26 protein-coding genes, 1 pseudogene and 1 riboswitch are annotated in these 26,011 nt (G+C 51.7%); of the genes and pseudogenes, 9 read left to right on the top strand and 18 right to left on the bottom strand.

All coding sequences use genetic code 11. The annotated features are described in order from the left end of the window. Positions 1–43: 43 nt before the first annotated feature. The 8 genes and pseudogenes from Dpoa2040_RS14225 to Dpoa2040_RS18535 form a co-directional block, all read right to left on the bottom strand. The gene (locus Dpoa2040_RS14225; protein WP_042870711.1) at positions 44–622 is read right to left on the bottom strand and encodes a metal-dependent hydrolase; all 579 of its coding nucleotides are present in this window, start codon (positions 620–622) and stop codon (positions 44–46) included. Positions 623–807: 185 nt separating this feature from the next. After that, on the bottom strand, positions 808–2,100 hold the full coding sequence (locus Dpoa2040_RS14220) for an ABC transporter substrate-binding protein (RefSeq protein WP_168641678.1): 1,293 nt from the start codon (positions 2,098–2,100) through the stop codon (positions 808–810). 14 nt (positions 2,101–2,114) lie between these two features. Then, entirely contained in the window at positions 2,115–3,242 is a 1,128-nt protein-coding gene (locus Dpoa2040_RS14215; RefSeq protein WP_042870707.1) for an ABC transporter ATP-binding protein, read from the bottom strand. 13 nt (positions 3,243–3,255) lie between these two features. Then, positions 3,256–4,158: a carbohydrate ABC transporter permease gene (locus tag Dpoa2040_RS14210; protein ID WP_042870704.1), complete on the bottom strand. Its 903-nt coding sequence runs from the start codon at positions 4,156–4,158 to the stop codon at positions 3,256–3,258. Further along, a complete protein-coding gene (locus tag Dpoa2040_RS14205; RefSeq protein WP_042870703.1) occupies positions 4,151–5,041 on the bottom strand; it encodes a carbohydrate ABC transporter permease in 891 nt (296 codons plus the stop codon). The genes Dpoa2040_RS14210 and Dpoa2040_RS14205 overlap by 8 nt, the downstream gene beginning before the upstream one ends. 42 nt (positions 5,042–5,083) lie before the next feature. Then, positions 5,084–6,715 (bottom strand): pectate disaccharide-lyase PelW, encoded by a 1,632-nt coding sequence (gene pelW / locus Dpoa2040_RS14200; RefSeq protein WP_168641677.1) that lies wholly within the window; start codon positions 6,713–6,715, stop codon positions 5,084–5,086. 260 nt (positions 6,716–6,975) lie between these two features. After that, a complete protein-coding gene (gene kduD / locus Dpoa2040_RS14195; protein WP_042870699.1) occupies positions 6,976–7,737 on the bottom strand; it encodes a 2-dehydro-3-deoxy-D-gluconate 5-dehydrogenase KduD in 762 nt (253 codons plus the stop codon). Positions 7,738–7,869: 132 nt separating this feature from the next. Next, positions 7,870–8,087, bottom strand: a pseudogene (locus Dpoa2040_RS18535) (hypothetical protein); the annotation flags it as partial. Between the two features lie 433 nt (positions 8,088–8,520). On the opposite strand from Dpoa2040_RS18535, the gene Dpoa2040_RS14185 reads away from it, so the two are divergent. Together Dpoa2040_RS14185 and Dpoa2040_RS14180 are read left to right on the top strand one after the other, a co-directional pair. Beyond that, on the top strand, positions 8,521–8,853 hold the full coding sequence (locus tag Dpoa2040_RS14185; RefSeq protein ID WP_012769690.1) for a cupin domain-containing protein: 333 nt from the start codon (positions 8,521–8,523) through the stop codon (positions 8,851–8,853). Positions 8,854–9,097: 244 nt separating this feature from the next. Further along, entirely contained in the window at positions 9,098–9,646 is a 549-nt protein-coding gene (locus tag Dpoa2040_RS14180) for a YniB family protein (protein WP_168641676.1), read from the top strand. A 46-nt stretch (positions 9,647–9,692) separates the two neighbouring features. Here Dpoa2040_RS14180 and Dpoa2040_RS14175 read toward each other — a convergent pair whose 3' ends face one another. Then, a complete protein-coding gene (locus tag Dpoa2040_RS14175) occupies positions 9,693–10,550 on the bottom strand; it encodes a fructosamine kinase family protein (protein WP_042870691.1) in 858 nt (285 codons plus the stop codon). A 1,036-nt stretch (positions 10,551–11,586) separates the two neighbouring features. On the opposite strand from Dpoa2040_RS14175, the gene Dpoa2040_RS14170 reads away from it, so the two are divergent. From Dpoa2040_RS14170 to rlmA, 3 genes are all read left to right on the top strand, one after another. Continuing rightward, on the top strand, positions 11,587–11,703 hold the full coding sequence (locus tag Dpoa2040_RS14170; RefSeq protein WP_071604302.1) for a DUF2627 domain-containing protein: 117 nt from the start codon (positions 11,587–11,589) through the stop codon (positions 11,701–11,703). Positions 11,704–11,742: 39 nt separating this feature from the next. Then, positions 11,743–11,952 carry a transcription antiterminator/RNA stability regulator CspE gene (gene cspE / locus Dpoa2040_RS14165; protein ID WP_012769694.1) on the top strand — a complete coding sequence of 70 codons (210 nt, stop codon included), beginning with the start codon at positions 11,743–11,745 and terminating at the stop codon, positions 11,950–11,952. 66 nt (positions 11,953–12,018) lie between these two features. Beyond that, positions 12,019–12,846, top strand: a complete 828-nt coding sequence (gene rlmA / locus Dpoa2040_RS14160) for a 23S rRNA (guanine(745)-N(1))-methyltransferase (RefSeq protein WP_042870688.1) — start codon at positions 12,019–12,021, stop codon at positions 12,844–12,846. A gap of 45 nt (positions 12,847–12,891) precedes the next feature. Here the strand turns inward: rlmA and mntP are convergent, their stop codons facing one another. From mntP to manX, 5 genes are all read right to left on the bottom strand, one after another. Next, complete coding sequence (mntP, locus tag Dpoa2040_RS14155) at positions 12,892–13,464, bottom strand: manganese efflux pump MntP (protein ID WP_042870686.1); 573 nt, start codon at positions 13,462–13,464, stop codon at positions 12,892–12,894. Positions 13,465–13,471: 7 nt separating this feature from the next. After that, positions 13,472–13,655: riboswitch (yybP-ykoY riboswitch) on the bottom strand. A 204-nt stretch (positions 13,656–13,859) separates the two neighbouring features. Next, on the bottom strand, positions 13,860–14,318 hold the full coding sequence (locus tag Dpoa2040_RS14150; protein ID WP_168641675.1) for a DUF986 family protein: 459 nt from the start codon (positions 14,316–14,318) through the stop codon (positions 13,860–13,862). Between the two features lie 108 nt (positions 14,319–14,426). After that, a complete protein-coding gene (locus Dpoa2040_RS14145; protein WP_042870684.1) occupies positions 14,427–15,263 on the bottom strand; it encodes a PTS mannose transporter subunit IID in 837 nt (278 codons plus the stop codon). Positions 15,264–15,277: 14 nt separating this feature from the next. Next, entirely contained in the window at positions 15,278–16,075 is a 798-nt protein-coding gene (locus Dpoa2040_RS14140; RefSeq protein WP_168641674.1) for a PTS mannose/fructose/sorbose transporter subunit IIC, read from the bottom strand. Between the two features lie 68 nt (positions 16,076–16,143). Next, the gene (gene manX / locus Dpoa2040_RS14135; RefSeq protein ID WP_168641673.1) at positions 16,144–17,100 is read right to left on the bottom strand and encodes a PTS mannose transporter subunit IIAB; all 957 of its coding nucleotides are present in this window, start codon (positions 17,098–17,100) and stop codon (positions 16,144–16,146) included. Positions 17,101–17,258: 158 nt separating this feature from the next. On the opposite strand from manX, the gene Dpoa2040_RS14130 reads away from it, so the two are divergent. Together Dpoa2040_RS14130 and Dpoa2040_RS14125 are read left to right on the top strand one after the other, a co-directional pair. After that, on the top strand, positions 17,259–17,684 hold the full coding sequence (locus Dpoa2040_RS14130) for a hypothetical protein (RefSeq protein ID WP_168641672.1): 426 nt from the start codon (positions 17,259–17,261) through the stop codon (positions 17,682–17,684). A 1-nt stretch (position 17,685) separates the two neighbouring features. After that, positions 17,686–19,239, top strand: coding sequence for a TerC family protein (locus Dpoa2040_RS14125; protein WP_168641671.1), 1,554 nt, complete (start codon positions 17,686–17,688; stop codon positions 19,237–19,239). 276 nt (positions 19,240–19,515) lie between these two features. Here the strand turns inward: Dpoa2040_RS14125 and Dpoa2040_RS14120 are convergent, their stop codons facing one another. The 3 genes from Dpoa2040_RS14120 to pabB form a co-directional block, all read right to left on the bottom strand. Continuing rightward, on the bottom strand, positions 19,516–20,877 hold the full coding sequence (locus tag Dpoa2040_RS14120; protein WP_168641670.1) for an L-serine ammonia-lyase: 1,362 nt from the start codon (positions 20,875–20,877) through the stop codon (positions 19,516–19,518). Positions 20,878–21,120: 243 nt separating this feature from the next. Next, positions 21,121–21,735 (bottom strand): CoA pyrophosphatase, encoded by a 615-nt coding sequence (locus tag Dpoa2040_RS14115; RefSeq protein WP_168641669.1) that lies wholly within the window; start codon positions 21,733–21,735, stop codon positions 21,121–21,123. Positions 21,736–21,749: 14 nt separating this feature from the next. Then, positions 21,750–23,120, bottom strand: a complete 1,371-nt coding sequence (gene pabB, locus Dpoa2040_RS14110; protein ID WP_168641668.1) for an aminodeoxychorismate synthase component 1 — start codon at positions 23,118–23,120, stop codon at positions 21,750–21,752. Positions 23,121–23,273: 153 nt separating this feature from the next. Here pabB and Dpoa2040_RS14105 point away from each other — a divergent pair, with 153 nt between their 5' ends. Beyond that, the gene (locus Dpoa2040_RS14105) at positions 23,274–23,462 is read left to right on the top strand and encodes a YoaH family protein (protein WP_042870671.1); all 189 of its coding nucleotides are present in this window, start codon (positions 23,274–23,276) and stop codon (positions 23,460–23,462) included. A gap of 38 nt (positions 23,463–23,500) precedes the next feature. On the opposite strand, the gene Dpoa2040_RS14100 is transcribed toward Dpoa2040_RS14105, so the two are convergent. Next, positions 23,501–23,848 (bottom strand): RidA family protein, encoded by a 348-nt coding sequence (locus Dpoa2040_RS14100; protein WP_042873919.1) that lies wholly within the window; start codon positions 23,846–23,848, stop codon positions 23,501–23,503. Positions 23,849–24,053: 205 nt separating this feature from the next. Here Dpoa2040_RS14100 and Dpoa2040_RS14095 point away from each other — a divergent pair, with 205 nt between their 5' ends. After that, the gene (locus Dpoa2040_RS14095) at positions 24,054–25,973 is read left to right on the top strand and encodes an ATP-dependent DNA helicase (protein ID WP_168641696.1); all 1,920 of its coding nucleotides are present in this window, start codon (positions 24,054–24,056) and stop codon (positions 25,971–25,973) included. Positions 25,974–26,011 lie beyond the last annotated feature (38 nt).

Below are 26,011 nucleotides of genomic sequence, written 5' to 3'. Positions count from 1 at the left end.
CACATTGTTAGAGCGAAATGGAATAACTCCGGCAGGTGTTGAGTCAACGAGTCAGTAGCTGGTGCAACTGCTGGTTGATCTGCTGTAGCCACCGTGCTGGTTCGCCATAATGCCAGGATTCGAGCGGTTGTTGCGGTTGCCAGAGCATAAACAGAATCAACCCCAGGCATAGCAGTCGCTCCAGTTGGTTCCCTTTGTCGCTATTAAGGATGGGCAGACGAAAACGCCAGCGACAAGGCCATAACAGCGGCACACCTGCGGTGGTCAGCATATCGGCAACAATGTGGCTCAAATAGCCGACGATCATGGCGTGATAGACATCGCCCGGTAATGGCCAACCTGCCGGTAGTCGGGTGCGGATGATATAGATACCGATAAATATCGCCAGCAAACTGTGCGTGAAACCGCGATGACCGCACAGCCTGGCAATCGGTACGGAAATCCATTTCAGGCGCTGGCCCAGGATAGACTTCGGGTGGTCGATGTCGGGTAACAGGGCAGTCAGCATAGCGGCGGGGATGATGTGCCACCAGTCGCCTGTTGCCAGAGCGGGCGATAATTCTGCTTTTTTGGCGAAGATTGCGCTGGCTACGGCAAACAGGAGGTGTCCTTCCGCGGTCATGAAACATCTCAAAAACTGTCATTTTATACAGTATAAAAGATTGTCGTGAATGACGAAAGGTGTGACGCTGTAACCAGTTATTTTTTATCCGATTGATTCAAAAAATTTTTCTTTACTGACTGCGACATGTTTTTAATAAAAAAGCCCCAACGAAGGCGTCGGGGCTTAAAAGAAATAATCCGTAATTATTCTTTCATGGCGCGTTTCAGAATACGCTCAGCCTGGCGTTGGAAATATTTGGCCGTTTCTTCCACCGATTTTTGACCGTAATCGATATACTGAATAGCATCGCCAAACAGGGCGACAATCTGCGGGTCGTCAAAATAAGGCGAGGTTTTGGTGTCATGCGGCAAAGACAAGGCCAGATTCAGGCCCGCTACCGATGGATCGCTATCCTTGATGATGCCGTCGGCGCGTAACTGTGCAACAGCGGCTTTACTCAATGGTACACCACGCTCCAGACCCAGCGCCTGAATGCCTTCCTTGCTGTTCAACAGGTAGTTGATCAGCATGGCGGCTTCTTTCGGGTGCTTGCTGGATTTGCCGATGGACAACATCTGAGCCGGTTTGAAGAACAACCCCGCTTCTTTGGCGCCTGGCAACATCGGGTAAGCACCCAGTTCCAGTTTGGCAGGTGGTTGCAGGTTGTCTGAATATTTGGTGATAGTGGAGTTCCACATGTAGGTGCCGCCCCAGTCACCGGTAATCCACGGTTTCATTTCATACATGTTGCTCTTGCCGAATGACGCATAGTATTTCGCCGACGGCATAACGTGGGCATCAACCAGCTTTTTGTACATCTCGAAGAATTCTATCCATTGTGCATCGGTATAGGAGAACTTCTTGTTTTTTTCATCCACCGCCGGGATGCCATATTTCTGCACCATGTAAGAGTTCAACAATGCCAGTGAGTCCTGATGTTCCAGTACCAGCGGGTAGAATTGATCGCCCAATTTTTCCTTGAACACTTTGCCGGCGTTCAGCAACTCATCCCAGTTTTTCGGTGCGGATAAGCCGGATTTCTTCCAGGTTTCGGTGTTGTAATAAAATACACGGGCTGTCACGGAGATCGGAATTCCGTTCAGTTTGCCGTCTACCGTGGTGGCTTGCAGTTCTTTCGCATCAAACTGCGACAGATCCAACACGTCTTTCACCTTGTTCAGATCGTAGAAGCCATCACCGGTGCGGGAGAAAATCGGTAACCAGTTCCAGTTGGTTTGCATGACGTCTGGCTCGGTGTTGCCAGCGATCTGGGTAGTCAGGCGCGACAGATGACCATCCCAACCGGTGTATTCTGCTTTTACTTTGATGTCCGGATATTTTTTCTGGAATTCATCAATCGCTTTCAACGTCACCTGGTGGCGGCCATTGCCACCCCACCATGACATGCGTAGATCAACCTGATCAGCGGCGAAAGACTGGTGTGCTATCAGAGCCAGAGAAGAGGCAATCAATGTTCGTAGGATGACTTTTTTCATCGGTTATACTCCTGTTAAAGAGAGATATTTTGTTCTGTTTTTGCATCGAAAATATGGCATTTATCCATATCAAATCTGAAATACACCTGACGATTCAGACCATTGCTAATAATCATCCTCGCTTCGTCTGACGGCATACGGCTGGTCAGTTCAAAACCATCGACCTTGATGTACATAAAGAATTCGTGGCCCATGTTCTCAGCACGCACCAGCTCACCCTGGAAATGACCGCCGTCGAAAGGCGTTTCCGATACCGTGACATATTCCGGACGAACACCGAAGCAGATGTCTTTACCCACGTAGTCGCGTACTTTGTCTTGCCGCGATTGGCTAAGGCTCATGGTATAGTGGCCTACCTGCAACGAGATCTGGCCGTTATCTTCCAGCAATTTGCCCGATTTGATGTTCATTTCCGGCGCACCGATAAAACCGGCGACAAACATATTCTTCGGGAAGTGGTACAGGTTATCCGGCGTATCCACCTGCATGATGTGACCCAGTTTCATGACGCAGATACGGTCGCCCATGGTCATGGCTTCAGTCTGATCGTGCGTCACGTAGACGCTGGTAGCGGGGTGGCCGCTCTTTTTCAATTGCTTATGCAGATCCGAAATACGGATACGCATTGAGGCGCGCAGCTTGGCGTCCAGGTTGGAAAGCGGTTCGTCGAACAGGAAGACATCCGGCTTTTTCACGATGGCGCGACCGACCGCCACACGCTGTGCCTGACCGCCGGACAACTGGCGTGGCAGGCGGTCCATCAACTCTTCCAGTTCCAGAATCTTAGCGGCTTCATTAACCTGTTCGTCGATCTTGTCTTTCGGCATCTTGCTGAGCTTCAGGCCGAAGGCCAGGTTTTCTCGAACCGTCATGTGCGGGTAGAGGGCATAATTCTGGAACACCATGGCAATACCGCGATCTTTCGGCGCCAGATTATTGACTATTTTGTCACCGATGCGAACTTCACCGCCGCTGATGGTTTCCAGCCCAGCCAACATGCGCAAGGTTGTGGATTTCGCACAGCCTGATGGTCCTACAATCACCATGAATTCGCCGTCTTTGATCGTCAGGTTGATACCGTGAACGGCTTTGAAACCGTTGGAGTAGACTTTTTCCAGTTTGTTGAAAATGACTTCAGCCATGATAAATCCTCAATTAACCTTTAATTCCGCTGCTGGTAACGCCCTGAACGAAGTAGCGCTGAGCCATGAAGAAAATGATGATGGACGGCAGAATGGAAATACTCGCCATTGCCAGAATTTCGTTCCATGGTGCGCCTTCTGTCACGTCGATAGACATTTTCAAAGCCAGCGCAATGGGGTATTTGTCCACGCTGTAAACGTAAATCAGTGGGCCGATAAAATCGTTCATTGACCACATAAACTGGAACAGGGCGACCGAAATAATGGCCGGTTTCAGAATCGGCACCACTACGTACCACAGCACCTGCCAGGAGTTGCAACCATCTATCTGCGCGGCTTCTTCCATATCACGCGGTACGCCGCGCAGGAACTGAATCAACATGAACACGAAGAACCCTTGAGTGGCGAACGCAACCGGTACATACAGCGGCAGGTAGCTGTTCAGCATTCCCATTTCACGGAACATGATGTACTGCGGAATCAGTAGCACGGTGCTTGGCAGCAACATGGTGGCTATCAGGGTGGCGAACCAGAAGTTCTTCCACGGAATCTCAAACCGGGCGAAACCGTAAGCCACGATAGTGGAGGAAATCACCGTCAGCACGACCTTCGGGATCACATATTTGAAGGTATTGACCATGTAGTGACCGAAGTTGTATTCGGTGCCGGTTTTCCAGCCGTTGATAAAACCATCCCAGGTGATGTGTGTTGGCCACAGACTCAGCGTGGTGAAGATCTCATGGTTCGGTTTGAACGATGCCGAGAACATCCACGCCAGCGGGTAGAGCATCAGGATGCCGACAGCCAACAAAATGGTGTAACGGATGCCTGCGCTGATTTTTTCACGGCGCAGCGTACGGCGAACTTCTGCCGCTGCGATATCCTGCGCAGACAGTGGAGAATGAATATCAGCCATTTTTTCCTCCTTTATCGGCGGAGTAGAACACCCAGTATTTAGACGATTTGAAGGAGATAGCGGCGAATACGGCTACCACCAGGAACAGCACCCACGCCAGCGCTGCGCCGTACCCCATATCAAAATATTTGAAGGCCGTATCATAGATATAGAGCGAGAACAGATAGGTGTAGTGGGTGGGGCCACCGCCGGTAATGACGTAGGGGGCGGTGAACTCCTGAAACGCCTGTGTCGTTTGCATAATGAAGTTGAAGAAGATAACCGGTGTAATCAGCGGCACGGTCACTTTCAGGAACATCTGCCATTTCGAGGCACCGTCGATCATCGCCGCTTCATACTGGGATTGCGGCACGTTTTGCAGTGCAGCCAGAAAGATCACCATGGCGGAACCAAACTGCCAGACACGCAGCAGGGTTACCGACATCAGCGCCAGTGCCGGCTCGCCGAGCCAGTTAACCGGATCGACGCCAAAAACGCCGATAAAGCTGTTCAACAGACCATCGATGGCGAACAGGGCGCGCCACAACACGGCGATAGCGACGCTGCTGCCGAGAATAGACGGTACGTAATAGGCGGTGCGGAAAAAGCCAATTCCGCGTAACTTGAAATTCAGCACGAATGCGATAAGCAGTGCGAAAATGAGTTTCAGCGGGATAGTTAAGAAGACATAAGCAAAGGTGACGCCCATGGATTTCCAGAAAAGATCGTCCTCCATAAGCATCCGGTGATAATTTTCCAGGCCGGTGAATGTGGGCGGACTCATTAAATCATACTCAGTAAAACTGAGTACAAACGATGAAATAAAGGGAAAGGCGGTGAAAACTATCAACCCTATTATATAGGGCGAGATATAAGCTAACCCCAGCATTCTGTTTTCGTTCATAATGCCTACCTGCGTTAGTAATGATGAATCTGTAAAAGAAAATCAGTGTATTAATTGTTGTGGGTAAATAAATTCTGTGTCGTAAATAACCCGGCTTTCTCCATTAATACGATAGTCACCATGGATATATCCCCCTTGCGTCAGGATGGCGGGGATTTCCGTCCACGTATTTCTGCAGGCGGCGATGAGTGTCAGTAAAATGGCAGGAAAGGGATCGTCAAGTCGTACATAACGATGATGTTCAGAGCGAACGAATAAACCGTGATGGAAATGGCGTTTAAATAAAATTTCCGCCATTTGCCAGGCATATTCTGCCCATTGCGCTGATTGTGTCGCCTGCGCCAGTTCGGTAATTGCCAGCAGCAGAAAAGGAGAGGTGGATTGATGAATGCCTTGTCTTTCCAGGCGTGACAACATGGTGACGATCAGCATGTACAGGTCGTCATCGTCGCTCAGTCGCCAGGCGCGCGCCAGCGGCAGCAAGTAATCGCCTTCCAATGGGAACGGTTTAAGAACGGTACCCGCTTTACCGTAATAACCATCGCGTTTGAAGCGGTAACCGGTCATGTCCTGGCCGTTATTCCACATTGGACGCAGGCTGTTGCTGTCAACATCGTACGCATATTGGTAGTAATTTTTCAGACCAGCGATGACCGATGTCAGGATTTCATCGTCTGGTTGGTGGTGCAGAATATCGAGCATCGCCAGCGGGTTATCGATCAACAGCGGACGCATGTCGCGGAACAGCACGTTAGCCTCACGGGCAATGGCGCCGAATTCCGGACCGAACTGCCGCTGCGCGCGATCACCGAACCAGGATTGGGTTTGGTTATCGTCAGCCGGCACCGGCTGGCGCTGCAATGGCGAACTGAACTGGTAAGCTGGCATACCGGTTTCCGGGTTACGTGCCAGTACATATTGTCGATAAAGATGCTTACCCCAGGCTGCTGCGTGCATATCACCGCTATGGCGAGCATAAGCAAAAGCGGCGTAAATCAGGTCGGTACCTGCATTAACGAAGGTTAGCCCTTTGGTTAACGGCAGTTCTGGCCATGTAGCGGGGTTTACCACATCGTGGCGAGAATGCAGAAATACGTTTGGGTCGCGTTGTTTGGCATAATCGCCGTGACGCCCCAGATCGAGACAGTCCCAGTTTTCTACATGTGCATTCCAGAATCCCTGAATAAAATGACGGATTTTTTCCGGATTAACCTGATAAAGAAAATCGTAATAAGGCAGATGGTGTTTTAATTCATGTACCAATGATTTAGATTCCGGCCCTTCGCTGTCCAGCGTATCGAGATTAATAAACCGGTGACCGCCCCAATAAAAAAGCCCGCTATTTTCATCGACAAAGCGACTCAGAAAATAGTCGCTCTGAGAAAATGCAGACTGGCGATATTTTTCCATTTCTGTGACGGTACTCATGGAAACCAATAGCTTCAGCCAATTTTGCTGACTGGCAAAATTGGAAATGGGAGCGTTATGACCATCAGGAAATTGCCAGACAACGGGCGACCGTGTTTTTATCTCAAATCCATCAGCCAATAGCGGTGTTGGATGGATGGCGCTATGGCCGTATTGCTGAATCTTTTCAATATGGCTGCTAATCGCTACTAGCCACTGGTCGATTTGCCATTTTCTGCTGGTGTTTAAATCAGTAAAAATACTCATGGACTACCTTCTTGTAGAACCTGAGGACACAGTTCTTTATAAATAGAAACATTGTTTTGATTGATTATATTGCTCGGATTATATCTTCGTCATGTGCTCAATAGTGAAAGTGTGATCAAAGTCGGAACGTTGTTTTGAAATTTTTTTATGAAGAATTTGGAAACTATTGCTGGTGGCGAAACTTTTTAACTTTTTGATTTACAAAAAAAGGCACAACTTGGTGTTGTGCCTTTGACCATGAAAGAATTTTTTTGGGAAAATTAACGAGCCAGCCAGCCACCGTCAACGGCGATGGTATAACCATTGATATAATCAGATGCACTGGAGGCCAGGAAGACTGCCGGGCCTTGCAGATCTTGCGGCAGACCCCAACGGCCAGCCGGGATACGATCCAGAATTTCTTTGCTACGGTCTTGATCGGCACGCAACTGCTGGGTGTTATTGGTTGCCATGTAGCCGGGTGCAATAGCGTTGACGTTGATGTTGTGTTGCGCCCATTCATTGGCCATCAGACGGGTAATACCCATGACCGCGCTTTTGGAAGCAGTGTAGGAAGGCACGCGGATACCACCCTGGAAGGACAACATCGAAGCGATATTGATAATTTTACCGCCATGACCTTGCTTGATGAACTGACGGGCAACGGTCTGTGACATGAAGAATACGCTCTTGATGTTCAGGTTCATCACATCGTCCCAGTTTTTCTCGCTGAACTCGATGGCGTCTTCACGACGGATAATACCGGCGTTGTTGATCAGAATGTCCACTTTACCTAACTCGGCAACGGCTTTTTCCACCAGCGCCGCATGACCGGAGATATCGCTCATGTCAGCGGTCAGGCTGAGGAAACGACGGCCTGTGGCAGTGACTTTTTCGATGGTTTCTTTCGGTTCAACAATGTTGACGCCGACGATGTCACAGCCGGCTTCAGCCAGACCGACAGCCATACCCTGACCCAGGCCGGTATCGCAACCGGTGATCAGTGCCACTTTGCCTTGTAAATTGAATGAATCTAGAATCATAGCGTTGATCTCTCTGTAAGCGACATAGTTTGTCGTGAGCTTGTTACTGGGGAATACCGGTTATACCCATCACATTTTAGGTTGTGGTTGATTGGCTATTTTCGCTCATCCCCATTACGCCATCGGATTTGCTTACGTGCCGCTCTCCCGCAACATGAAATCTTTCAGGCCAGCCGCCGTTAGTACTGTTCGTTCACTAACCTTGACATTAGCCATGTCTGAGAAAACCTGATTATCGCCAACTATCCCCAGATAAAGGCGTAACCAGTGGTACTTACGCCCGAATGAATCGATCAGCCTGGTGAAATTACCGCCTGCTCGTTCAGTAATCTTATCAATGTGGTTTTGCGTCATGGTGCAGGCGTCTGCATCAAACACGCATCCGATCAGAAACTCGCATCGCAGGCCAGCGGTATCAAGCTGGCGGACGTGATCGCCGTGGAGGCTCCGACGGATTGGCATGGCTATTCCTCGATTTCAAGTAGAAATCAGGCCATGAACCTGACAGGAAAGCGCCGGGCGGAACAGATAACCTTGCGTGGCAGTGACAACGTCACCTGAGCCTTTTTGCCCGGTTCTTTCGTGTTGTGACGCGATAATAGTGTGGTTGAGATGTGAATTCAATAAAAATGAAATAATGTTTTATTTATTTCTTGAGAGGCATCATGGTTTTGCTTATTTTATGTTTCATCTGATGCTGATGTTACTAGAATAGCGGTATTTATCCTTTGTGCTACCTTGATTATTCAAGGGAGGCACGCCGTACTACTGTAAGGAGAAACCATGAGAAGGTACTTTATTGACGACGAAACGCCGTGGGAAGAGCTGGGTGGCGGCATTAAACGTAAAATCATCACCTGGAGCGATGAGCTGATGATGGTATGCGTTCATTTTGCCAAAGGTGCCATCGGTACACCGCACAAACATGATATCCATGACCAGATAGCCTATGTGGCGGCAGGCAGCTTCGAAGTAGTGATTGAAGGTGAGAAACGTATTCTGAAAACCGGCGATGCCTATATGGCGGTGAAGAATGAAATGCACGGTGTCGTATCGCTGGAAGAAGGCAGTGTATTGATCGACACGTTCTCGCCGAAACGTGCAGATTTCCTCTGATCTCTTCTATTTATAAGGTGCCGGCGATATTGTCGGCGCTTTGCCAAAACTCCTCCTTTTACTTTGCCTTTTATATACTTTGTCTTTTATCCGTCAGACATTGCACGCTGCCACCGGTTCGCGGCTGTGGCTAAAGAAAAGTTGACTCTGTTAAAACCTGAAGTACCCTGCTAACGGGTTTTATGGGTCTACATTTTTTTGCTCACCGTGGCACTGGGCGTGACGTCACGCACAAGGGGAACACATGACGTATCAACAGGCTGGCCTTTTTGCCGTGATTAAGCGTATTACGGGGTGGGTCGTCTTTCTTCCTGCTTTGTTCTCGACCATTATCTCGCTGGCTAATCTCGTTCATGCTTTTACCGAGAAAAAGCCGGGTATTAATGGCGTGATGCAGGACTTCCTGCATCTGGTGGTGGAAGTGCTGCGCTTTAATACCCCGTTTCTGAACATTTTTTGGTACAACTCGCCGGTGCCTGATTTTAGTCGGCTGTTGTCAGCAGCTACCGTCATGTTCTGGCTGATCTACCTGTTGATATTCGTTGGTCTGGCGCTACAGGTGTCAGGCTCCCGTCTGTCTCGTCAGGTTAAGCACATTCGTGAAGGGCTGGAAGATCAGTTGATTCTGGAAAAAGCCAAAGGCGATGAAGGCAAGAGCAGAGAAGAACTGGAATCGCGGGTGGAATTACCTCGTCACACGATTCTGGTGCAATTTTTTCCGCTGTATATCCTGCCGGTTGTCGTTGCTGTGATTGGCTACCTGACGCTGAAGGTCGTGGGTATTCTGGCCTGACGGCTCGCCGGGGCAGTGCCCCGGCATCGGTTTTTCACTCCGTGTATTACAGTAATTGATTTTCTATCGCCTGCTGGGCAGTAACCACGTGCTTGCCGCCAAACAGATTAGCTCGGTTAAGCAGAGAGTAAATTTGGTAAATAGGCTGGCGTTCAATAAAATCCTTTTCCAGCGGCCAGACACTCTGGTAACCGTCGTAAATTTGCGGTGGCAATTCGGCGTGTAGCGGTAGCATCGCCAAATCGCATTCCCGGTCGCCCCAGTAGCAGGCCGGGTCGAACAGATAATAGCCGTGATCGGTATTAAGACAATTGTTGGACCACAGATCGCCGTGCAGTAATGACGGCTGGGGCTGGTGGCCGGAGAGTCGTTTTTCCACCTGAGCAATCAGTGTATCGATATCACCAAAATGCAGCCCTTTTTCTGCAGCCAGTTGCAACTGCCAGCCAATACGCTGTTCTGCAAAAAAGCTGGACCAGCGACGCTGCCAGGCATTGGGTTGCGGTGTGGTAGAGAGATCATTGTCGAAATCGAGGCCAAATTGAGGTTGATCGCTCCATTGATGCAGCAGTGCCAGTTGTTGCCCCAGGCACCAGGCATCGTGCGCAGAGGCGGGTTTGGCACGGAGGTATTCCAGCAGCAGGAAACTGTAGTCACGATTGCTGCCGACACCGTAGACTGCCGGTACCTGCACCGTGTTACTGCGCGCCAACAGTTCCAGTTGTTCAGCTTCTGCTCGAAATTTGGTCAGTAGCTCACGTGCATCACACTTAACGAAAACATCATGCTGACCGTAACGCAGATGCCAGGCGGAATGTACTTCACCACCGGGTAATTCCTTCCTCTCCAGAATATCGCCGGGGCCGAGATGTTCTTCCAGCAGTTGCCCAATCGTCTGCCACATAGGTCACCTCCCGTTGATGTTGCCGATATATCATTACGTTAGCGATTTATGCAGTGTAAAAACTGAATCTGGCGCACAGCTCTTGCTGTGCTATATGGCTACCGGAAATGAGAGAAATCAGGCTGCCGCCACAATGGCGGTCAGGTTTGTGCGCTTCCCTCAGAAAAATGTGAATCCGCCGGTATGATGTGATTAGACGATGGCGGCAGGGACACAATAACGCGCTCAGTCAGGGTTGTCACGATAGATGTTAAAAAAATGATGCAATCCTGTAGTGTGAGCAACGGCAACGTTGGATTTGACGCAGAGTGGTGGTTTTATTTTGTATGAATGTGTCAGCATTTGATTCAGATTAATTTTGCGTTAGGTAAAACACAACAGATAAATGTCATTGGTGTATACGGCGAGAAAGAATATAATTCAGTAGCATTCTTGAATAATCAGGAAATAAGCAGGTAAACCAATCAGGCCAATGTCGGGTATAAACATTTTTTTAGCCGCTAAAAAAGCAGAAATAAATCCACAATAAGGCGAAGAAAAATCATCGGCAAATCATTTTTCTTACGAAAATGTGCTGGGTTTTGAACGGGAATACTTGCTATGTTTCATCATTATTATATAAGTGGATAGTCACGATTAGAAATAGACGATGTGTACCACCTTGTCATAAAAGGCTTTTCTTATTGTTAAAGTACAAAAAAAGAAAACCTTAATCACATTTTTGATAAGCAGTGGCTGGACAGTCAATGCATCCTGTGATTTACGGGTAATATTATTTTGTGATGACAAGTGCGGCTGACAATCAGTCGATCATACTGGCTTGCGTAATTGAAATGCTGTGCACATAATCAAATGGTCGGATGTGCCGCAGAGAATGCGTTGAGGTGTCAATATCCCGCGATATTGTAGAGTGGATATTAATGATACATTAAAAGCGCTAATTTGTGCGACATGTCATGGCTGGCAAAAAATGCCTTGCCAACGATTACATAGTATGTAATAACGCATCTGGGTAAAACGAGGTACAGTTCTGTATATGAATGGCATTTTCAGTAAAGAAGTCTTGAGTACAAACGTTAGCGTTGAATACCACTTCTCTGCCGATCCTTATTTTAGTGCCTCAAGCAGTAACGACTTTGGTTTTTCTGTATAACGCCTCAGTGCGGTTTAAACTATTAAAGGAAACTTTGAAATGGCAAAGATTAAAGGTCAGGTTAAGTGGTTCAACGAGTCTAAAGGCTTCGGTTTCATTACTCCTGCTGATGGCAGCAAAGACGTGTTCGTACACTTCTCTGCAATTCAGGGCAACGGCTTTAAAACATTAGCTGAAGGCCAGAATGTTGAGTTTGAAATTCAGGATGGCCAGAAAGGTCCTTCTGCAGTGAATGTTGTTGCACTGTAATTTTCAGCTCATGCCATAAAACCCGCCTTGTGCGGGTTTTTTGTTTTTCTCATCATCAAGAATGCTATGCAAAAATCTTCAGTACCGTATCAATGCCCCTTATGTCATCAGCCCTTGAATGCCGAATCTGGTCGTTGGTCCTGTGGACGACACCACTTTGATTGCGCGCGGGAAGGGTACGTCAATTTGTTGCCGGTGCAGTTCAAGCGCTCCAGACAACCGGGGGACAGCGCTGAAATGATGCAGGCTCGCAGGGCGTTTCTTGATAATGGACACTATCAGCCGTTGCGGGATAGGGTTGCGGAGCAACTGGCGGCCAGCTTGAGCGGACAACCGGGGGCGCTACTGGATATCGGATGTGGTGAAGGGTATTACACGGCTGCGCTGGCGGACAAACTAGCCCCACAGGGAATGCCGGTTTATGGGTTGGATGTATCCAGAGCGGCGATACAGCGAGCGGCGAAACGTTATGCTCAGGTGATGTTTTGTGTGGCGTCCAGTCAACGGTTGCCTTTTCAGAACTGTTCTCTGGCTGCGGTATTGAAAATCTATGCGCCCTGTAATGGTGACGAGCTTGCGCGGGTTATTCAGCCAGGGGGAGGGCTGATGACAGTGTCTCCAGGGCCGAATCATTTACTGTCGCTCAAGGCGCGGGTGTATCAGGAAGTCAGGCCACACCCTGACGTAGACGAGGTGTTTCCGGGGTTTGTATTAGAAACGGTGGAGCGGTTGCAGTATCAGATGTCGATGTCGGGAAGCGATGCCGCCAGTCTGCTACAGATGACGCCGTTTGCATGGCGTGCGACGCCGGAAGTGCGTGACGGGTTGATGGCAGAATCGCAGTTTGATTGTGAAACCGATTTTCTGATTCGTTTTCATCGGCGCGAAGGCTGATCAACAACGGGCAGCTACGCTTACGCTGCCTGTTGTGAATATTGGTCAGGCCAGGCCGAGCAAGTGGTCGTAAAGAATGTTGCAACCGATGCCTATTAGCACCACACCACCCAAAATTTCGGCTCGTTTGCCGAGGATGGGGCCAACATAACGGCCAATCATCATGCCAAGCGTTACCATAATCATGGTGGCGCAGCCGATGGCCATGGCAGTGTGAAAGATATTTACCTGTAGGAACGCTAAACCGACACCAATAGCCATGGCATCAAGACTGGTGGCAACCGCCGTGCAGACCAGAATAAACAAGCTGTGTTTGGATATTTTTTCACAGTTACAGCTGTCTTCGCCTTTTATCCCTTGGATAATCATGCGGCCGCCTAAAATCAACAGTAGACTGAAGGCGACCCAGTGGTCCCAGGCAAGAATAAAACGGCTGGCATAAAACCCCAGCGCCCAGCCGATTAATGGCGTTAATGCTTCAATTACACCGAAGATCAAACCGGTTCGAATCGCTTCACGAAAGCGAGGATTATGCAGGGCGGCACCTTTACCGATAGACGCAGCAAACGCGTCCATAGACATGCCAAAAGCAAGGATGAGAGTAGCGGATAAATTCATATGTAATAGCCTCGGCTGGGCAGTTCTCCATATCCACGCAACCCACCCCCAACCAGACGACGGATCACGTGTCTATGGTCTCGCTTGCCAACCTGGCCGCCCGCACCACGTTCAGTGAAGAACGAGTATGTTGATACGGGCATTCCTGAATGTAAGACATCAGGAATCAGCTACTCCCCAAGGACGGCGCAACAATATCATATTATTCCTGCAGTAAACAACAATAAATAATATAGGTCTTCCAGTGGAATTGATAATTATTTTCATCTGCCGTAAATGGGAAACAGTTGACGAAAATTAAGCCAATAAGCGTGTGGTCAAAATAACAGCATATTTTATTTACGAAATCCGAATTGTTAAATTATTATTTATCCATAGAATAGATTTTCTCTATATTACTGATTTTCAATCATGAAGTTATATATTCTCTCCAAATCATCCAATTCATTGACGGCAATAAATAGCTGTCTTTTTTCAAGTTCTATCACCAAAATAGCGTCTTCCGATAAATTCATGCTTTTAATACGGTAATAAGGAATATAGGTATTGGCATAAAAGAATCCCTGATCTTTGAAGAGTAATTTGGGATAGCGAATCATGGTCAGATATATCGCCATCAGTATTAGTGAAAAAAGCAGCAGTGTGGTGAAAGATGAGCCATGAGTAATGACGTTTTTGTAGACGAGTATAATTACCAGTACGATGAAGATCAGTGCATCCAGACGGTGTTTGCGCCGTAATGGCACCTTAAGTCGGGTTTGTCCGTGCTGATGCTCCATGATGAATTCATCGTAAATGGCGTACAACAGGGTCAATGCAATGGATACCATCAGAACGACATCGGTGAAAGTCATAGGCAACTCCGGTGGTAGCTGAATACAAGATCAAAAAGCGGGTTAGGGTGATGAAATGCCGTGCATCGAACGGAATGGAGAATGGCCGGGTTGCCCCAGCCAGTAACATTATAGCCCCAGCAGCCCAACCCAGTAGCCGATGATGCCAATAACGAAAAAGCCGACGATAAGCCACAGCGCATTAACTTTGCGTCGCAACAGCCACATACAGCCAAACGTCAACAACAGCGGTACCAGGCCAGGCATTAACTGGTCAAGGATCGATTGCACGGTGGTGACGGTGGTATGTCCGTCCTGTCCGGTTACGCGTGATACCACCAGTGGGATGTTAACGTGAGTCCATTTGTTGACCAGCGCACCCATCACGAATAACCCCAGAATTGAGGCGCCTTCTGTCATTTTTTGCAGCAGGCCGCCGCCCATGTCGCTTACGATATCCGCGCCTTTGCGATAGCCATAGGCAACACCGTAATAACGCACCAGTAAGCGCACCAGATTAAACAGGACGAAAAACAAAATTGGCCCAAGCAGGCTGCCACTCATGGCGATGCCAGCGCCGAGCGCGGCGAAGACCGGGCGCGCGGTGCCCCAGAATATGGGGTCGCCAACACCTGCCAGCGGTCCCATCAGCCCGACTTTCAGGCCGTTGATCGCCCCGTCATCTATCGGTGCGCCGTTGGCGCGCTGTTCTTCCATCGCCATTGTTACGCCCAATACCGGAGCTGCAACAAACGGCTGAGTGTTGAAAAATTCCAGATGACGTTTGATCGCCTGCTTGCGCTGTTCCGAATTTTCCGGGTAAAGGCGACGGATCACCGGCACCATGGAAAAACAGAATCCCAGAGCCTGCATTCGTTCGAAATTCCACGATCCCTGGAACAGGTTTGAGCGCAGGAACACCGCGCGAATATCGCTGGGAGTGAGTTTCTTTGTGGTATCCACCATTTCTTGCTCTCCTGTTAATCCAGTTCGTTATCAAGATCGTTGTGCGACGATGTGGCAGCCACGCCTTGGGCCTTGTTGTATTTGGGGTTGAGCTGGATATACAGCACCGCCATTACAACACCAATGACGCCCAGCGCTACCAGATTGAAATTCGTGAAGGCGGCGGTGACAAAGCCCAAATAGAAGAATGGCATCAGGTAACCGGCACGCATCATGTTGATGACCATCGCGTAACCGACGACCACAATCATGCCGCCGGCGATATTCAGCCCAGTGGTGACCACTTCGGGGATGGAAGCGAGCAGGCCGTGTACCGCTTCAGTTCCGACTGAAATGGCAACAATCACTGCCGGAATGGCGATGCGCATGGCTTGCAACAGCAGCGCGGAAACGTGAATCCAACTGATGGCGGACAGGCTGCCACGGTCAGCTGCACTGTCGGCGGCATGTTGGAAAGCGACGGTGATGGTGCGCACAATAATGGTCAATACCTGACCTGCGGCGGCCAGCGGGATAGCCAGCGCGATCCCGGCTCCGACGCTTTGCCCACCGGCGATAACCAGAATGGTGGAGATGATGGAAGCCAGCGCCGCATCGGGCGCAACCGCCGCCCCGATGTTCATCCAGCCTAGTGCGATCATTTCCAGCGTACCGCCGATAATGATCCCGGTTTTAAGATCGCCCAGCACCAGTCCGATGAAGGTACAGGCCACCAAGGGCCGGTGAAACTGGAATTCGTCAAGAATGGAACCCATACCTGAAATACAGGCCACGATAAATATCAGCACGATTTGAAACGTGGTGATCTCCATGGTACTTCTCCTGTAAGAATAGTGATCCGAAAAATAACGTCATTGCGCGATCCGCGGTGGCGGATGAACTAACGCGCTACCTTAGTGATCAAGTCCATCATATTGAGCTTGGTATCGGTCGATACTTTGCGGACTTCCAGCTCAATACCGCGCTCGTGGAGCTTGTTGAACGCCTCAATATCCTTGTCGTCAATTGATACCGCATTATTGACCTGGGTTTTGCCCTGATGGTAAGCCATGCCGCCGATGTTGACCGACGTGATCCTGACGCCGTTTTCTACCAGTCGCAGTACATCGGTTGGGTTGGTAAACAGCAGCATGACGCGGTCAGAGGCGTATTTGGGGTTGTCGTAAACCCTGACGGCTTTAGCAACATCGACCACATGCGCCGAGACGCCGGGTGGGGCGACCTGCGTCAGCAGGGTTTTTCGCACGTTGTCCGCCGCCACCTCGTCACTGACCACAATGATGCGGCTGACGTTGGTTTCCTTGGTCCAGCGGGTGGCGACCTGCCCATGAATCAGCCGATCATCGATGCGCGCCAGTCCGATTTTCATGTGCTCGCCAGCGCGTTGCATCGCAGTCGGTTTGGCGCTGACAGGGGCGGGATGAGGCGCTTTTTCTGGGGCAGGCGCTTTCAGCGCTTTGACGCCAGCGCGACCGGCTTCGACGGCAATCGCAACCAACTCGTCGAATTCAGGATTGTCATCGCGTGCCATAAAGGTTTCAGCCAGCATCGGAATATTGACCCCGGCAACCACTTCGTGATTTTTCTTGTCATTCACCAGACGGCTGGCGGCGTTAAACGGGCTGCCTCCCCAGGTGTCCACCAGAAAAAGCACACCTTGCGAGGTGTCCAGCTCGGCCAGTTTCGCCTGATATTTTTCCATCAGGATCTCGGCGTTTTCACCGGGAACAAAATCAATCCAGCCAACGTTACTCTGTTCACCAAGAATCATTTCAGCTGTATTTAACAGCGGACCGGCAGTGGCGCCGTGAGTGCATAGCATGATGGCAATACTCACTTGCTCCCTCCTTTCATGAATCACTGTTTTCGTTGAGAGTGAAATCTATCTGAGAATCTGGATAAATCGGTCGTGTTTATCTGCGAACGATATTCAGTATGGTCGTAATACTGTTTCTTGCCCGATATATGGGTCGAAAAGCACCGGAGGCACCCATCATGCTGGGTTATGAATCGATTCAGGCCAGCCTGATATCAGCAGGATTTATTTTAGGGGTCGAAGGAATAAATTATGTGATACCGGTCGATAATCGGCGGCGCGATACCCTAAGACATGTCTGTATCATCAGCGATACCACCCATTTCGCGGGGGGATGCGGAGTAATAAAGAAAATCGTTGTGGAAAATGGCATTAACTCTGTTAAAGTTATTCTCCCTTTAATTACAGAGGAGTTACGGGCAAGCGCCCTTCCTATGGACTGTCACCGACGATTCATTCTTTATACTCCGCCGCAAGCCGGTGGTGTTTTTCATATCATGGGCCATTCGGGCCACATTCAGCCTGGTACTGACATCTCCTTTTTATTTTCACTGCACAATGCTATGGCATTGATGTCATTTGCTCGTTCATTTTCTGGAGTCTGACATGGAATTTCTGCTGGATCCCTCAATCTGGGCAGGCTTACTGACGTTGGTAGTGCTTGAGATTGTTTTGGGTATCGACAACCTGGTGTTCATTGCGATTCTGGCGGACAAACTACCGGCCAGGCAGCGTGACAAAGCGCGCATCATCGGCCTGTCGCTGGCCTTGCTGATGCGGCTTGGCCTGTTATCGCTGATTTCCTGGATGGTGACGTTAACGCAACCGCTGTTTCATATCGGGCAGTTTAGCTTTTCCGGTCGAGATTTGATCTTGCTGGCTGGAGGGGTGTTCTTGCTGTTCAAAGCCACGATGGAACTGCATGAGCGGTTGGAAAACCGGCCACATGACGCTAATGCCAACCGCACACAGGCTAGCTTCTGGGCTGTGGTGGTACAGATTGTTATTCTGGATGCGGTATTCTCACTCGATGCCGTGATTACTGCCGTGGGCATGGTAAACCACCTGGGCGTGATGATGACCGCCGTGGTGATCGCCATGGGTATGATGTTACTGGCATCTAAGCCATTAACCCGCTTTGTTAACGCTCATCAGACGGTAGTCGTGCTGTGTCTTAGCTTCCTGCTGATGATCGGGTTGAGTCTGGTGGCGGAAGGATTTGGCTTCCATATCCCGAAAGGTTACCTGTATGCGGCAATTGGCTTCTCGATTGTGATCGAGCTGTTCAATCAAATTGCCCGGCATAACTTCGTTAAACATCAGTCGCACTTGCCGATGCGTGAGCGCACCGCCGAAGCGATCCTGCGCCTGATGGGGTCACGAAAAACCACACATGACGACCATGAGGAGCAACCGCAACAGCAACCGGAAGAAACGTTTGCTGAAGAGGAACGCTATATGATAAGCGGCGTGCTGACGTTGGCTTCCCGCTCCCTGCGTAGTGTTATGACGCCGCGTACCGATATTTCCTGGGTAGATAGTGAACGTTCGGTGGACGATATCCGTCTGCAACTGCTGGATACCCCGCACAGCCTGTTCCCGGTATGCCGCGGCTCGCTGGATGAACTGGTCGGCGTGGTGCGTGCTAAAGACCTGCTGGTGGCGTTGGATGAACACACCGATGTGGAGCAGTTTGCTGCCGCTAACCCGTCGATTGTGGTGCCGGAAACGCTGGATGTCATCAACCTGTTGCCGGTGTTGCGTCGTGCGAAAGGTAGTCTGGTGATGGTAACCAACGAGTTTGGTGTAGTGCAGGGGCTGGTAACACCGTTGGATGTTCTGGAAGCGATTGCTGGTGAGTTTCCAGATGAAGATGAAACGCTGGATATTATCGAAGATGGTGATGGTTGGCTGGTGCGAGGCGGCACCGATCTGCATTCGTTGCAGCAGGTGCTCAATGTGCAGGATCTGGTCGATCCCAAAGAGGATTATACTTCGCTGGCGGGCCTGCTGCTGGCACACAGCGATGAATTCCCCAAAGTAGGGGACTCGCTGGAGTTGCACCGGTTACGTTTCCTGATTGTGGAAGTGACGGACTATCGTATTGAGCTGGTTCGCGTGGTCCGTATTCCGCCAGCGACCACAGAACACGACCTGTAATGTTATACCAAGCCCGCCATAGCTGGCGGGCTTGGTGATAAGAGGTTGATGGAATGTCTTTACCATCACCTGATTGCAATCACCTCACAAGAATGTCGGTTTTTTTATCGTTTATACCCGTCATACTTCATATTTCATACTTCAAGTTGCAGGTGCGTTGGCTGCGTTACAAGGCTCATATGAGCCTTGCCCTAACGGGCCAACGCGTTGCGTTGTTCAACGCGCGAGCGTGTTGTCCTGCAACTCGAATTACTTAGGGTATAGTCGTGAATTGCATTAGTCGCACTGCACTTTGATGGCCAAACCGCCGCGGGACGTTTCGCGGTATTTGGCGTTCATGTCTTTCCCGGTTTCGTACATGGTTTCAATCACCTTGTCGAGCGATACGCGGGCTTCGGTGGTACGGCGCACCGCCATGCGGGTGGCGTTGATGGCTTTAACCGCCGCGATGGCGTTACGCTCGATACAAGGCACCTGCACCTGACCGGCTACCGGGTCACAGGTCAGGCCCAGATTATGCTCCATGCCGATCTCGGCGGCCACGCACACTTGCTCCGGGCTGGCACCCAGCAATTCGGCCAGACCAGCCGCTGCCATTGAACAGGCTACGCCCACTTCGCCCTGACAACCGACTTCCGCCCCGGAAATGGAGGCGTTCATCTTATATAGCGACCCAATCGCCCCTGCCGCCATGAAATAACGCAGGTAGATGCCAGGGCCAACCGGTTCGATGAAATGATCGTAATAGGCCAACACCGCTGGCACGATGCCGCACGCGCCGTTAGTCGGCGCGGTCACAACCCGGCCACCGGCAGCGTTTTCTTCATTAACCGCCAGCGCGAACATATTGACCCAGTCTACGACGTTCATCGGATCGTTGGACAGTTTGTCCGAAGATACCAGCATACGGCGCAGGGCGGCGGCGCGGCGCGGCACACGCAGCGGACCGGGCAGCACGCCCTCGGTGTTCATACCGCGATCCATACAGGTGCGCATGGTCTGCCAGACGGCGGCGAAATAGTCTTCGATCTCCTGGCGGCTATGCAGCGCCAGTTCGTTGCGCATCATCATGCCGGAAATTGACAGGCCGCTTTGTTTGCAGTGTTCCAGAATTTCCCGCGCGGAACGGTAAGGATGCGGTACGGTGAAACTGGATTCCTGAGACTGACCAAAATGTGCTTCATCAACGATAAACCCGCCGCCGATGGAGTAATAGGTTTGGCGAAATAACGCAAGATCACCGGCAAAGGCGGTCAGCGTCATGCCGTTTTCGTGCAGCGGCAGGTTCTCGCCGCGGAAAATCATGCCGCCTTCGCGGGGAAAAGTAACGTCATGTGAGCCTGCCAGCGATAAGCGTTCGGTTTGTTCCACGTCGCGGATAAACGTTGGGATGGCGTCGATATCTACCGTATCGGGCTGGTTGCCCGCCAGCCCAAGGATAATTGCGATATCGGTATGGTGGCCTTTGCCGGTCAGCGCCAAAGAGCCGTAGACCTCCACGCTCACCCGATCCGTGCGGGATAACAGATCACGCTGCTGTAGTTCATCGACAAATTGCTTACCGGCTTTCATCGGTCCGACCGTATGAGAGCTGGAGGGACCAATGCCGATTTTGAACATGTCGAATACGCTTATCACGCTGAAACTCCTTTCAGGGCGCTGCCTGTCGTATATTAGGGGTCGGATGAGCATTGCGCTTCAAACCGCGTCTACCCGGCGTTATCGCCGATGACATCGCCCATTCCAGAATAAAACTCGATAGATCGCGCTATTGTAGTGGACACTATGCTGTCGTATCGGGATTTTCACATGAAATAAAATTATGTTGTACCAAAAAATAACTTATGGCGGATACCGTGTCTGGCGTGGTGATTACGCCGGTTACGGTATTGCTACGTGCAGTGCCAACTGACGAATGATTGCAGCGGTCAGCCCCCAGACAAATTGCTGCTGATACCAGGAAAGATAGACGCGATGACGCTGGCGGCGACGCTCAATATCCAGCGAATGGTAGCGCTGTAGGGCGAAGGCGTCCCGCAGCGGCATTTCAAACAGTTCTGCGACTTCGTCGGCGTTGGGATGAAAAGGTGTGTTCTCCGGCAGCAGGCCGACCACCGGGGTGACCTGATAACCGCTGGTGCTGTCGAAAGCCGGTAACGTTCCCAGGATCTGGACCGATGCTGGAGGAATCGCCACTTCTTCTTGTGCCTCGCGTAATGCGGTGGCGATAAGCGACAGATCCTCAGGGTCAGCCGCACCGCCGGGGAAGGCTACCTGGCCGGCATGTTTACGCAAACGCGATGAACGACGAGTCAACAGCAGGCAAGGGTCGGGGCGGCGAATAATCGGCACCAGTACCGCGGCCTGCCGATGGTGGTGCGTGGCGGGCAGGGTGGGTGCGATCTGCAACTGAAAGCGGGTAATAAACGCATCCAGATCATAAGGGGGTGATGGGGTAATGGGAGTCAGGAGAGGCAACAGCGTAGTGTCAGTCATGTTGTCAGCTCTGTTTAATCCGTGGTCGATAAGGTTAATAACGGCAAAATACGGCCCAACTTGTCGAACGTTTCCTGATATTCCGCCTGTTCTTCGCTATCGGCCACAATTCCGCCGCCAGCCCAGCAGGAAAGCGTGCCATTGGCGGCAATCAGCGTACGAATGGTGATATTGGTGTCCATGGTGCCGCAGACGCTGAGATAGCCGATGCTGCCGCAATACGCGTTGCGGCGATGCGGTTCCAGTTCTTCGATGATCTCCATCGCCCGCACTTTGGGCGCACCGGTGATAGAGCCGCCAGGGAAACAGGCGCGCAGCAGGTCTGTAGCGTGTTGCTGCGCGGGTAATTGCGCTTCAATAGTGCTGACCAGATGGTGCACCGCCGGGAATGGCTCCACCACAAACAGTTCAGGAACACACACGCTGCCCGGCACCGCGACTCGACCTATATCGTTACGCAGCAGGTCAACAATCATCAGGTTTTCGGCGCGATCTTTTTCGGAATTAGCCAACTGCTGTGCCTGACGCGCATCCGCGTCAGCATCCGGCAGTCGTGGTAGCGTGCCTTTGATCGGCCTTGTCTGAATGTGGTCATCGTGCAGCCACAGGAAACGTTCCGGCGAAATACTGAGCACCGCGCTGCTCGGCAAGCGCAGAAACGCGGAAAACGGCGCCCGGTTGCCGGCGGAAAGCGTCAGGAACGCTTGCCATTCATCGCCCTGATAACCAGCCTGAAAGCGTTGGGCCAGATTGACCTGATAGCAGTCGCCGGCGTGGAGATATTCCCGAATACGGCGGAATTTTTCGCCGTATTGCGCACGGCTCATGTTGGCCTGCCAGTCGCTGGTCAGGCAAAATACGCCCGGATCGGCGGGGGACAAGCCGTCCAGCCATGACAGCCTGGCATCGATGTCTCTGTGGGCAATCAGGGTCAGGCGCTGTTGCTGATGGTCGGCAATCAACGCCCAGTCGTAAATACCCACCGCCATGTCGGGCTGGTCGATATCGCGGTCTGCGGTAGAAGGCAGTTGTTCCACCCGCCGCCCCAGATCGTAACCGAACAGCCCCAGCGCGCCTCCCTGAAACGGGTAATCCGGGTGTGGCGGCACATCCAGTGCCAGCGCATCGATCTGCTGCTGCAGCAACAGGAACGGATCTTCTGTGGATGTCTGTTGGGTATCGCCTTGTTGGATAGTGGTCAGCTCGCCAATGGTTTGCAAGGTCAGACGTGGTTCCGCCACCAGAATGTCAAACCGGTTATGGGGATGATCGGCAAACCCGGAATGGAGCAACATCGCCCAGGGCTGGTGCGACAGGGCGCTAAAAAGGCGTAACAGCGCATCCGGTTGATACGGTAGTGCGTGATAGACTATTGGTGTCGGCATAGCGATATTGGCATGGTTTCTCGGTGGTGTTGATACCGGCAGCCGTACGCTGAACCGGCGTTATGCATAGCAATAGCGTCTGTGCAAGCGTATCACAAACCGTGGCGGTTCGCGGGCGTAGTCGGCATAAAAAAGGTTTTTAGGAGAAGAATGATGTTTGCAGGTATCCCGGCGCTGACTCATGAGCAGCAGCAACAAGCGGTGGAAAGAATACAACACCTGATGGCGGAAGGTATGAGCAGTGGCGAGGCTATCGCACAGGTGGCGGAAGAACTGCGCCACAATCATCAGGGTGCACGGGTGGTGGCGCGTTTTGACGATGACGATGCTACGCAAGAATAATCGCTTTCGGGCGGCGCGAACATCGCCGCCCGTGCGTGTTACTCCACGGCAGCGATTGCCTTGATTTCCACTTTGAATTTCGGGTTCATCAGTCTGGCTTCCACGGTGCAGCGTACCGGCGCGCTGCCGGCCACTACCCAGGCATCCCAGGCGGCGTTCATGGCGGCGAAGTCGGCTTTGTCAGCCAGAAAAATGGTCACGTCCAACAGACGGCTTTTATCGGTGCCCGCCTGTTGCAGGATAGCATCCAGCGATGCCAGTGCGTTTTCGGTCTGGGCCTGGGCATCGTCATCCAGATTTTCCGGCACACTGGTGTAGTACAGCGTGTTGTTGTAGATAACCGCGTCGGACCAGCGTGCGTCGGGATTGATACGGGTAATGGACATGAAATCAGGCTCCTCGTGGCAGTCTGCGCCTGTCAACGAAGGCGCTAAAACCGCAGAGACTAGCACAGTTCCTTTAAACAGTTGATCCCCTGATTGGAATAACAGAAACGAGCCGAAGTGGTGTCGTGCGCGCAGGCTTGGCATAATCAGCCACCTTAATTCCGGCTGAATCAGGGTGACGGCATTGTCAGACAAGAGGGACAGCGTGGCGGCAGATAGCTCAATCGATGATTTTGCAACCGATGGCGTACTGGCGCGAGCGATTCAGGGTTTCCAGCCACGTGAACCGCAACGGCAGATGGCAACCGCTGTGCTGGAGGCGATCAGCGCCAAAAAACCGTTGGTCGTAGAGGCGGGCACCGGTACTGGCAAAACCTATGCGTATCTGGCGCCTGCACTGCGTTCCGGCAAAAAAGTGATTGTCTCTACCGGTTCGCGCGCGTTGCAGGATCAACTGTACAGCCGCGATTTGCCGACTGTCGCCAATGCGCTGAATTTTCAGGGTAAGCTGGCGCTGTTGAAAGGGCGTGCCAATTATCTGTGCATTGAACGGTTGGAACAGCAATCGCTGGCGGGCGGCGATCTTGGCCGCGAGGTGCTACGTGAACTGGTACGGCTGCGCAGCTGGTGTTCTGAAACCGAAGATGGCGACATCAGCCAGTGCGGCGATGTGGCTGAAGACAGCGCGGTATGGCCGCTGGTGACCAGTACCAATGATAACTGTCTTGGCAGCGACTGCCCGCACTACAAGGCGTGTTTTGTGGTGAAGGCGCGCCGACGGGCGATGGATGCCGATGTGGTGGTGGTGAATCACCATCTTTATCTGGCGGATATGGTGGTGAAGGAGAGTGGGTTTGCCGAACTGATCCCCGACAGCGATGTGGTGATATTTGACGAAGCTCACCAGATTCCGGACATCGCCAGCCAGTATTTCGGCCTGCAGCTCTCCAGCCGCCAGTTGCTGGATCTTGCTAAAGATATTGTGATTGCTTATCGCACCGAAGTGCGTGATGTCAGCCAGCTACAGAAAAGCGCGGATCGTTTGAGCCAGAGCACCCAGGATTTTCGGCTGGCGCTGGGCGACCCAGGGTTTCGCGGTAATTTACGTGACATTGTCACGGATAATACCTTGAAACGGTCGCTGACGTTGTTGGATGACGCGCTGGAGCTGTGTTGTGATGTCGCTAAGCTGTCGCTGGGGCGTTCCGCGTTGCTGGATGCGGCGTTTGAACGGGCGACCTTATATCGGGCACGCTTGAAGCGGCTGCGGGACGTGCAGCAACCCGGTTACAGCTATTGGTACGAATGTACCTCGCGTCATTTCGTGCTGGCGCTGACGCCGCTGTCGGTTGCAGACCGTTTCCGTGAGGTGATGAAAGAGAAACCGGCCTGCTGGGTATTCACCTCGGCCACGCTGTCGGTAAACGATCAGCTCACGCATTTTATTGATCGGTTGGGGTTGGAGCAGGCTCGAACGTTATTGTTGCCAAGCCCATTCGATTACGCACGTCAGGCGCTGCTGTGCGTGCCGCGTTACCTGCCGGAAACCAACCGGCCCGGTGCCGCCAGACAACTGGCGCGCCTGTTGCGTCCTTTGGTCGAGGCTAATCAGGGGCGCTGCTTTATGCTGTGTACCTCGCACCAGATGATGCGTGAGCTGGCCGTCGAATTCCGCGCCTCGCTGACGTTGCCGGTGCTGGTTCAGGGTGAAACCAGTAAGCCGCAGTTGCTGGCGCAGTTTCTGGCGGCAGGGAACGCACTGTTGGTGGCGACCGGCAGCTTCTGGGAAGGGGTGGATGTGCGGGGCGATGCGCTGTCATGCGTGATTATCGACAAGCTGCCGTTTACTTCCCCGGAGGACCCACTGCTTAAGGCTCGCATGGAGGATTGTCGGGTGCGCGGCGGTGACCCGTTCGACGAGGTGCAACTGCCCGATGCGGTGATCACGCTCAAGCAAGGTGTTGGCCGCTTGATCCGCGATGTGTCGGATCGCGGCGTGTTGGTGATTTGCGATAATCGCCTGGTGACGCGGCCTTATGGCGAAGTGTTTCTTACCAGCCTGCCGCCGGCACCAAGAACGCGGGATTTGCGGCACGCTATCGATTTTCTGACGCGCAAACCGTGACGCTCACCGGCGCTGGCTGTTATGATGCGCGCCGTTGA

The organism is Dickeya sp. CFBP 2040 (assembly GCF_012273755.1).
Lineage (GTDB): Bacteria > Pseudomonadota > Gammaproteobacteria > Enterobacterales > Enterobacteriaceae > Dickeya > Dickeya poaceiphila.
This window is presented reverse-complemented; position numbering and strand designations above follow the sequence as displayed.